The sequence below is a fragment of the Patulibacter ginsengiterrae genome (assembly GCF_056269115.1).
Genome location: NZ_JBWDOG010000025.1, coordinates 37,687 through 46,891, shown reverse-complemented (window position 1 = coordinate 46,891; position 9,205 = coordinate 37,687). Strand labels below are relative to the sequence as shown.

The following is a 9,205-nucleotide window of genomic DNA, read 5'->3' as shown; positions in this document are numbered from 1 at the left end:
CTCGGCCGGCGACCCGAACTCGGCCGGCGACCCGAACTCGGCCGGCGACCCGAACTCGGCCGGCGACCCGAACTCGGCCGGCGACCCGAACCCGGCCGGCGACCCGAACCCGGCCGCCCCCCGAACCCGGCCGCCCCCCGAACCCGGCCCGCCCCCCCCGAACCCCGAAAGACCGCCAACACCGCCAGCCCGCCCCGCCGTCCCCGAGAACGACAACGGCCCGGGCAGTCGATGCCCCGGGCCGTCGGTACTGCGTCCGGGTGGGAAGGACCCACCCGGAATCAGGCGATGCGGATCAGGCGCCGGCCTTGGCGGCCGGCTTCTTGCCCGCGGTGCGGGCGTTCTTGGCGATGAACTTCTCGGTGTCCTGGCGGGCGATGTCGTCGGGCCGCTGGTTGTGCGGCGACTTCATCAGGTACGAGGACGGGCCGTCGAGCTGGCCGGCGACGCCGTTGTTCAGGCCGAGCTTGACCAGGCGGGCGGCGTCGATGATCACGCCGGCCGAGTTGGGCGAGTCCCAGACCTCGAGCTTCAGCTCCAGGTTCAGCGGCACCTCGCCGAAGGCCTGGCCCTCGAGGCGGATGTGCGCCCACTTGCGGTCCGTCAGCCACGGCACGTAGTCCGACGGACCGACGTGCACGTCCTCGGGCTTCATCTCGAGGCCGGCGACCGAGGTCACGGCGTTGGTCTTGGAGATCTTCTTCGACTCGAGGCGCTCGCGCTCGAGCATGTTGAAGAAGTCCATGTTGCCGCCGACGTTCAGCTGCGAGGTGTGCGTCATCTTGACGCCGCGCTCGTGGAACAGGCGGGCGAGCGTGCGGTGCACGATCGTGGCGCCGACCTGCGACTTGATGTCGTCGCCGATGATCGGCAGGCCCTTCTCCTGGAAGCGCTTGTCCCAGTAGTCCTCACGGGCGATGAAGACGGGGATGCAGTTGACGAAGCCGCAGCCGGCCTCGAGCACCTGCTCGACGTACCACTTGGTCGCCTGCTCGGACCCGACCGGCAGGTAGGAGACGACGACGTCGGTCTTCGTGTCCTTGAGGATCTGGACGATGTCGGCCGTCTCGCCCGGAGCCTTGGTGATCTTCTGCTTCAGGTACTTGCCGAGGCCGTCGTGCGTCATGCCCCGGTAGACCGGGACGTCGAGCTTCGTCGGGACGTCGGCGAACTTGATCGTGTCGTTCGGGTACGCCCAGATCGCCTCGCCGAGGTCCTTGCCGACCTTGGTCTCGTTGATGTCGAAGGCGGCGGTGAACTCGATGTCGTTGACGTGGTAGCCACCGAGATCGACGTGCATCAGGCCCGGGACGGGCTGCGAGGCGTCGGCGTTCTTGTAGAACTCGACGCCCTGGACGAAGGAGTTGGCGCAGTTGCCGACGCCGATGATCGCCACGCGCACCTTGTCGCGCTGGTAACGACCGGTGTCGCTCTGGGCGGCGCTGGTCTGGGTGCCGTTCGTGGACGTGCTGGTCACGGGGTTCTCGGTGTCCTAGGTCTCGTATGAAGCCGGCAGTTCGGAGGCGTGAAGCCCGGAGGGGCACAGGCCCCGCCATCTGGTCAGCCGTCCCGCCGGCGGGAGGTCCAGAGCCACAAACCCCGCAGCGCGGGGCCGGTTACAACCCGTTTCCGGGTCGTGACCGTGTTCGTCTCGGCCGCGCGACGACAGCTGACCTGCGCGCGAAGCCAGGGCACGATGGTTGCACGTCCGCTGGGCGGGTGATCGCCGGCCCGGGCGGGAGTCGACCCGCCGGACCGGGAGCCGAGCGCGTCCCGGGGGTGCGGGCGGCGCTCAGCGCTCGTTGTCGCGCAGCTGCGCGCGGACGTGCCACATCCGCTGGGCGGTGGTGGCGACGCCAAGCGCGGCGAGCACCCAGATCGAGGCCGGCAGCAGGTCGACGCCGTCGATCAGCTCGTGGCCGCCGAGGATCAGGCCGACCGACAGGATCACCACGCGCACGGCGCGGCTGCCGAAGCCGGCCTTGCCGTCGAGGCCGAGGCCCTCGGCCCGCGCCCGCGTGTAGCTGACGAGCAGCGAGCTGACCGCGGCGAGCGCGGCGAGGCCGGCGTTGATGTCGTCGCCGTGCTTGGCGTAGACCATCACCACCGCGGTCAGGACGATGCCCTCCTCGATCCGGTCGAGGGTCGAATCGAGGAACGCCCCGAAGGTCGTGCCCTTGCCCGACATCCGCGAGTAGCGCCCGTCGAGCGTGTCCATGATCGAGCCGAGGACGAACGCGATCCCGCCGAGCACGTAGTGCTCCTGCCAGACGAGCACCGCGGCGATCAGGTTGCCGATCAGCCCGGCGACCGAGATCGCGTTCGGCGTCAGCGGCAGATCGACGAGCCACTGCTGGAGCTTGGTGCGGTCGGCTGGCTGCTCGGACGGTGTGCTCATGCTTCGGGAGAGCGTACGACGCCCGGCCGGCGAGTGCGGGACCGTCACTGCGGTCGCGACGGTGCGGCGAGGGCGTCCGGGGTCGAACGCGGGTCGCTGGCGCCCGTGTCCGGGAGGGCGGCCGGGTCGTACGGTGGCGACTGGACCCGGGCGTAGCGCGCGAGCGCGAGCAGGGCGAGGAACCCGTCCCGCCACGAGATCTTCTTGCCCTCGGCGACGCTGCGACCGAAGTAGCTGACCGGCATCTCGTAGACGCGCACGTTCGGGGTCCGGAGCAGCCGGGCGGTGACCTCGATCTCGAACCGGAAGTCGTTCGACTCCAGCGGGAAGCCGCGGGCGAGCGGCCCGCGGAAGGCCTTGGCGCCGACCTCGACGTCGCTGATCGTGGTGTTGAAGAGGATCCGGGTCAGCAGCGACAGCATCCGGTTGCCGACGTAGTGCCGGAACATGTGGGCGCGCTGGACCCGTCCGCCCCGCAGGCGGGTGCCGTAGACCGCGTCGGCGTGGCCCTCGACGATCGGGCGGACGAGCTCGGGCAGCTCGTTGGGGTCGTACTCGAGGTCCGCGTCCTGGATCGTCACGATCGCGCCGGTCGAGGCCACGAACCCGGTCCGGATCGCCGCACCCTTGCCGCGGTTGCGGGGGTGCTGGAGCAGGCGGATCCGGTCGTCGGCGGCCGCCATCGCCCGGACGATCGCGGCCGAGTCGTCGGTCGAGCCGTCGTCGACGATCAGCAGCTCCAGCCGGAGGTCGAGCGCGAGCACGCGGGCGAGGACCCCGGCGATCGTCGCCTGCTCGTCGAGGACGGGCACGACGACGCTGATCAACGGGTCGTCGAGCGGCGTGAGCACCGGGACGATCAGGGGCGAGGCAGAGGACACGGTGACTCCTGGTTCGGGGACGGGGGACGGGACGCGGAAGCGGTGGGGTCGGCGCGGCGGGTGCGATTGGCGGCCCAGCGGCGGACCGGCTCCTCGACCAGCCGGTGCGAGGCGGCCCCGGCGAGCACCGACAGCGGGACGGCGACCAGCAACGCGACCAGGAAGGCACTGGTGCTCGCGTCGTGGCGGAGGCCGACGGTCCACAGCAGCAGGCCGATGATCGGGAAGTGGAAGAGGTAGATGCCGTAGCTCCAGCGGCCGAGCGCGCGCAGCGGCCGGCTGGCGAGCAGGCGCGCGAGCGGCGCCCCGGGTGCGAGCGCGAGACCGGCGACCAGCAGCCCGGTCGCGCCCGCGATCAGCAGCGGCAGCAGGTCGTCGTGGGTCAGGGCGAGCTTCAGCGCCCGCGCGTCGCCGCCGTCGCGGGTGAGCACGATCGCGGCGAGCGCGAACAGGCCAGCGGGGGCGAGCAGCGCCACGATCCGGGGTCGTGTCGGTGGCCGCGCGGACCGCGCGGCCTCGACCACGACGACGGCCGCGAGGATCCCGACCGGGAAGTCGGTCGTCAGCGGGCCGACGACCGAGAGCAGCTGGCTGCTGGGGGCGAGTCCGCGGACGATCATGCCCGTGACCAGCAGGACGCCGACGACGAGCAACGGCCGTCGCAGCAGCAGCGGGACGAGCCCGATCAGTGCCAGCGAGAACAGCACCTCGGGCGTCAGGCTCCAGAGGACGGGGTTGCCCGCGAAGCCGATCGCGCCCTCGTAGCCGGGGATCAGTCGGCCGACACCGCCGAGCAGGCTGACGTTGGCGACGACCGACTCGGGGGTGATCGCGCGATCGATCACGGCCCGGTCGGCGACGATCCAGGGGGCGGCCAGGACGACCGCCGCGAGCGAGAGCCAGGCCGCCGGATAGAGCCGGGCCGCGCGTCGGAGCACGAAGCTCCGGGCGCCGCCGAGCGTGCCGCGTCGCAGCGGGCGGAGCAGCAGCACGCAGCCGGAGAGCACGAAGAAGAGGTCGACGCCGATCGTCCCGCTCGCGACCGTCGCCTGGATCGGCCCGCCGCCGAGCGGGCTGCTGCCGGTCCGGATCCAGCAGTGGTAGGCGACGACCCAGAGCGCGGCGGCCCCGCGCAGGCCCTCGAGCGCGGGGACGAACGACGGGCGTCCGGGCGGGGCGGTCGCCAGCGGCGCGCCCCGAGTCAGCGGTCCGGCGGTCACCGGCGGTCCGGTCGGCCGGCCCGTGGTGCCCGCGGTGCGAGCCGCTGAAGGGCCGGTCCCGGGATCAGCAGCGGACATAGGCGGCGAACCAGCCGTTGTCGATCGCGAGCCGGAAGCCGGGCGGGGCCAGCGCCAGCGAGCGGGCGTCGTTGCCCTGCCCGAACGGGGTGTAGGCGGGGTGCCAGGTCAGCGAGCGCTTGGTGATCGTCAGGGCGACGCCACGGTCGACGCCGCGCGCGGCCGCCGAGCCCCGCGCCAGCACCTCGCTGGCCCGTGCGCCCCCGAGCACCAGGCGGACGTCGGCGATCAGCTTCTGGTTGGGGAGCGTGACCGGTCCGCAACGGCGGGCGGCGACGACCTGCGGGTCGTTCAGGACCTGGGCGAGCTTGCGCGGCACCTGGACCCGCGTGTCGAGGTCGTTGCGGATGAACTGGGTGTTGGTGTGGGTCGCGGCGAACGCGACCCCGGCGATCAGCATCACGCTGGCGGCCCCGGCCCAGATCCGGCGGATCTGGGGATCCGGCGCCCGCAGCCAGCCGCCGAGCGCGTAGCCGCCGAGGATCTGGAGGCCGAGCGCGGTGATCACCAGGTAGCGGTCGATCGCGGCCAGGCCGGCGGCCACGATCAGGGCGAAGGTGACGATCCCGCTGACCACCAGCACCAGCGGCAGCACCGCCCGGCGGGGCTCGAAGCGCACCGCCAGCAGCAGGCCGATCGTGCAGGCGACGGCGATCGGCCACTTGAGGATCCGGGTGGTGAACTCGATCACCAGGCGCGGGACGTCGAGCAGCGAGCCCTGGTGCTGGAGCTCGGCGGCGGAGCCGGAGGTGTAGGTCAGCGAGAAGAGCGGCTCGCCGGTCAGGGCCAGGTCGGTCAGCAGCCAGATCGCCGGGCCGAGCAGGACCAGCAGGCCGGGCCGGATCCAGGCCCGGCTCGGGATCCACCAGCGGTCGTGGGCGGAGACGATCCAGATCCCGTAGAGCCCGATCAGCAGCCAGGCCTCGGGGCGCAGCAGTCCGGCCGCGATCAGCAGCGCCCAGGTCCAGCCGCCCCGCCGCGGGCGCCGGGCCTCGAGCGCCGCCGCCCACAGCACCAGGGCCAGGTAGGGGATGTCGAGGTACGACCGGATCGCCAGCGCCGCGTAGTCCAGGCGCGAGAGCACCAGCAGCGTCGAGAGCCAGGCGACGGCCCGTCCGAACAGGGTCCGGGTCAGCGAGAACGTGCCCGCGATCAGGGCCACGAAGCTGGCCAGGCAGAGTGCGACGACGATCCGTCCGGCGGCGTCGCCGTCGCCGAGCGGGGCGAGCACGATCCCCAGCAGCAGGGTCAGCGGGTGCTCGGTCGGGGCCCGGAAGGCGCTCAGCTCGGGCGTCAGCCCGTCGACGATGTCGCGGCCCCAGAGCAGCTGGTGGGCGATGTCGTAGGTCGGGCCGACCGGCCAGGCCAGGAAGGCGGCGAGGCAGGCGACGGCGACGACCGCGAGCGCCGCTGGCTCCAGCCACGACGGGGGTACGCGGGACCCGAGCCGGGGCGGCTCGGCGACGGGGGATCCGGGCGAGGTCACGCTCATGCGGTGGGCACCGAGCGAGGGGCGATGATCGGGGACGGAGCACGGAGGACGACGTACACGGCGGCAAGTATGGCGATGCCGCGGCGGGACGTCGACCGGTGGGCTGCTCCGGGGTCCCCGCGCGAGGCCCTCCGGGGCCGGGCGAACGGCCCGAACTCCTTGTGTCGAATGCAAAAGATCTGATATAACTCCACTCAGATCTGGAGGCCTTCGATAGGCTCCCGATTCGGAGCACGGGTCGACGTCGCCGCGTGACGTGTCCCCGCCGCTCCCGCCCCCTTCAGTACACGCAGAAGCAGAGGACACGCTATGGGCAAGATCATCGGTATCGACTTGGGCACGACGAACTCGTGCATGGCGGTTCTCGAGGGCGGTGAGCCCACCGTCATCGAGAACGCCGAGGGCGGCCGCACCACGCCGTCCGTCGTCGCCTTCGCGAAGGGCGAGCGCCTCGTCGGCGCCGTCGCCAAGCGGCAGGCCGTGACGAACCCGACGAACACGATCTCGTCGGTCAAGCGCTTCATGGGCCGCAAGGAGGCAGAGGTCCGCGAGGAGGAGTCGATCGTCCCGTACAAGGTCGTCGCCGGCCCCAACGGTGACGCGCGGATCGAGGCCGAGGGCAAGCAGTACAGCCCGCCGGAGGTCTCCGCGATCACGCTCGCGAAGCTCAAGGCCGACGCCGAGGCCTACCTCGGCGAGACCGTCGACGGCGCGGTCATCACCGTCCCCGCCTACTTCAACGACGACCAGCGTCAGGCGACGAAGGACGCCGGCAAGATCGCCGGCCTCGACGTCAAGCGGATCATCAACGAGCCGACCGCCGCGTCGCTCGCCTACGGCCTCGACAAGGAGTCCGACCAGACGATCCTCGTCTTCGACCTCGGCGGCGGCACGTTCGACGTGTCCGTGCTCGAGATCGGCGACGGCGTCTTCGAGGTCAAGTCGACCGCCGGTGACAACCACCTCGGCGGCGACAACTTCGACAAGGCCGTCGTCGACTGGCTCGCGGGCGAGTTCAAGAAGGACCAGGGGATCGACCTCAAGAACGATCCGATGGCCCTCCAGCGCCTGTTCGAGGCCGCGGAGAAGGCGAAGATCGAGCTGTCCTCCGCTCAGGAGACGCAGATCAACCTGCCGTTCATCACGGCTGACGCCTCCGGGCCGAAGCACCTCGACGTGCGCCTCACCCGCGCCAAGCTGACCGAGCTGGTCGGCGCGCTGCTCGACCGCCTGGTCGCGCCGGTTCGTCAGGCGATGGACGACGCCAAGGACAAGGGCGCCGCGAACATCGAGCACATCGTGCTCGTCGGTGGCATGACCCGCATGCCCGCCGTGCAGGAGAAGGTCAAGGAGCTGACGGGCAAGGAGCCGCACCGCGGCGTCAACCCGGACGAGGTCGTCGCCGTCGGCGCCGCCGTCCAGGCGGGAGTGCTCGCCGGTGACGTCAAGGACGTCCTGCTGCTCGACGTCACCCCGCTGACGGTCGGCATCGAGACCAAGGGCGGCGTGATGACGAAGCTGATCGAGCGCAACACGACGATCCCGACCCGCAAGAGCGAGATCTTCTCGACGGCGGACGACAACCAGCCGTCGGTCGAGATCCACGTGCTCCAGGGCGAGCGCGAGATGGCGAGCTACAACAAGTCGCTCGGCAAGTTCCAGCTGACCGGCATCCCGCCCGCGCCGCGTGGCGTGCCGCAGGTCGAGGTCACGTTCGACATCGACGCCAACGGCATCCTCAACGTGTCGGCGAAGGACCTCGGCACCGGCAAGGAGCAGAAGATCGAGATCAAGGCCGGCGGCGGGCTCTCCGACGAGGAGATCCAGTCGATGGTCAGCGACGCCGAGGCGAACGCCGAGGCGGACAAGCAGGCGCGCGAGCTGGCCGAGGCCCGCAACGTCGCCGAGCAGGGTGCGTACCAGGCCGAGAAGCAGCTGACGGACCTCGGCGAGCAGGTCGACGAGGCCTCCCGCACGGAGATCGAAGCGGCGATCGCCGCCGTCCGGACGGCGCTCGAGGGCACCGACGCCAGCGAGATCACCGCCAAGCGCGAGGCGCTCGAGCAGGCCTTCCACAAGGTCTCCGAGCAGCTCTACCAGCGCGCCCAGGAGCAGCAGGCGAGCGCGGCCGGCGACGGTGCCGCTCCCGGCGGCGACGACGCGTCGTCGACCGAGGAGGACGTCGTCGACGCCGAGGTCGTGGACGAGAAGTAGTCGAGCGAGGGGCGGCCGGCCCGGCCGGCCGCCCCTCCCCGCCTGCCCCCGCCCCCGCCCGTAGGAGCACCCATGAGCGAGCAGTCCGAGACCCAGAACCCCAACCCGCAGCCCGGCGCCCCCGAGGGCGCGGCCGGCGAGGACTCGACGCCCCAGGCCGGGGCGGAGGCCGAGCCGCAGCGCCCGCAGGCCGAGGAGCCCGTCGTCGACGGCGAGGTCCTCGATCCCGAGGCTGACGCCACCACCGAGGGCGACGCCCCCGAGTCCGCCGAGTCCGCCGAGACGGCCGAGGAGGCCGCGCCCGAGCCGGCCCCCGAGGAGCCCGACTGGAAGGACCGCTACATGCGGTCCGTGGCCGAGCTGGACAACGTCCGCAAGCGCGCCCGACGCGACGCGTCCGCGGGCGAGACCCGCGGGATCTCGCGCCTGGCGCGGGAGCTGCTGCCCGCGCTCGACAACCTCGACCGGGCGCTCGCCCACATCGACGAGGCCCCGGAAGGGGATCCGCAGCTCGTCGAGGGCCTGCGGATCGTCCACCGCGAGCTGCACGCCGCGCTGGCCCAGGCCGGGATCGAGTCCTACGACCCGACCGGCCAGCAGTTCGATCCGCGCTTCCACGAGGCGCTGACCCAGCAGCCGGCCGACGAGGGGACCCTGCCGGGGACGGTCGTGACCGTCTACCAGGCCGGGTACCGGCTGGGGGACGACGTGTTGCGGGCGGCCAAAGTCGTGGTAGCGGGGTAGCCGGATGGCCTGTGGGGTTGCCTCGCGGCGCTGCGCACCCCCCACGGGACCGACATGGGGAGAACCCCTATGTCGGCCCCGCGGTCGGCGCGCAGCATCCACGATCCTTCCCCCACAGACCATCCGGCGGGGTTCTTTCGGTGGCCCCTCCGGTCGCTGCCCGGCAAGGACCTTGGGT

Annotated in this window: 7 protein-coding genes; 2 read left to right on the top strand and 5 right to left on the bottom strand. The window is 71.9% G+C overall.

The features are described 5' to 3' along the window. Positions 1-295: 295 nt before the first annotated feature. The 5 genes from ACVUH9_RS21125 to ACVUH9_RS21105 form a co-directional block, all read right to left on the bottom strand. On the bottom strand, positions 296-1,402 hold the full coding sequence (locus ACVUH9_RS21125; protein ID WP_475760618.1) for an inositol-3-phosphate synthase: 1,107 nt from the start codon (positions 1,400-1,402) through the stop codon (positions 296-298). Positions 1,403-1,792: 390 nt separating this feature from the next. Continuing rightward, positions 1,793-2,398 (bottom strand): CDP-alcohol phosphatidyltransferase family protein, encoded by a 606-nt coding sequence (locus tag ACVUH9_RS21120; RefSeq protein ID WP_475760616.1) that lies wholly within the window; start codon positions 2,396-2,398, stop codon positions 1,793-1,795. Positions 2,399-2,442: 44 nt separating this feature from the next. After that, positions 2,443-3,279 (bottom strand): glycosyltransferase family 2 protein, encoded by an 837-nt coding sequence (locus ACVUH9_RS21115; protein ID WP_475760614.1) that lies wholly within the window; start codon positions 3,277-3,279, stop codon positions 2,443-2,445. Next, the gene (locus ACVUH9_RS21110) at positions 3,258-4,499 is read right to left on the bottom strand and encodes an acyltransferase family protein (RefSeq protein WP_475760612.1); all 1,242 of its coding nucleotides are present in this window, start codon (positions 4,497-4,499) and stop codon (positions 3,258-3,260) included. The genes ACVUH9_RS21115 and ACVUH9_RS21110 overlap by 22 nt, the downstream gene beginning before the upstream one ends. Before the next feature lie 64 nt (positions 4,500-4,563). Then, on the bottom strand, positions 4,564-6,069 hold the full coding sequence (locus ACVUH9_RS21105) for a hypothetical protein (RefSeq protein ID WP_475760610.1): 1,506 nt from the start codon (positions 6,067-6,069) through the stop codon (positions 4,564-4,566). A 309-nt stretch (positions 6,070-6,378) separates the two neighbouring features. Here ACVUH9_RS21105 and dnaK point away from each other — a divergent pair, with 309 nt between their 5' ends. Together dnaK and ACVUH9_RS21095 are read left to right on the top strand one after the other, a co-directional pair. Further along, complete coding sequence (gene dnaK, locus ACVUH9_RS21100; RefSeq protein ID WP_475760608.1) at positions 6,379-8,283, top strand: molecular chaperone DnaK; 1,905 nt, start codon at positions 6,379-6,381, stop codon at positions 8,281-8,283. A 72-nt stretch (positions 8,284-8,355) separates the two neighbouring features. Further along, entirely contained in the window at positions 8,356-9,027 is a 672-nt protein-coding gene (locus tag ACVUH9_RS21095; RefSeq protein ID WP_475760606.1) for a nucleotide exchange factor GrpE, read from the top strand. Positions 9,028-9,205: the final 178 nt, after the last annotated feature.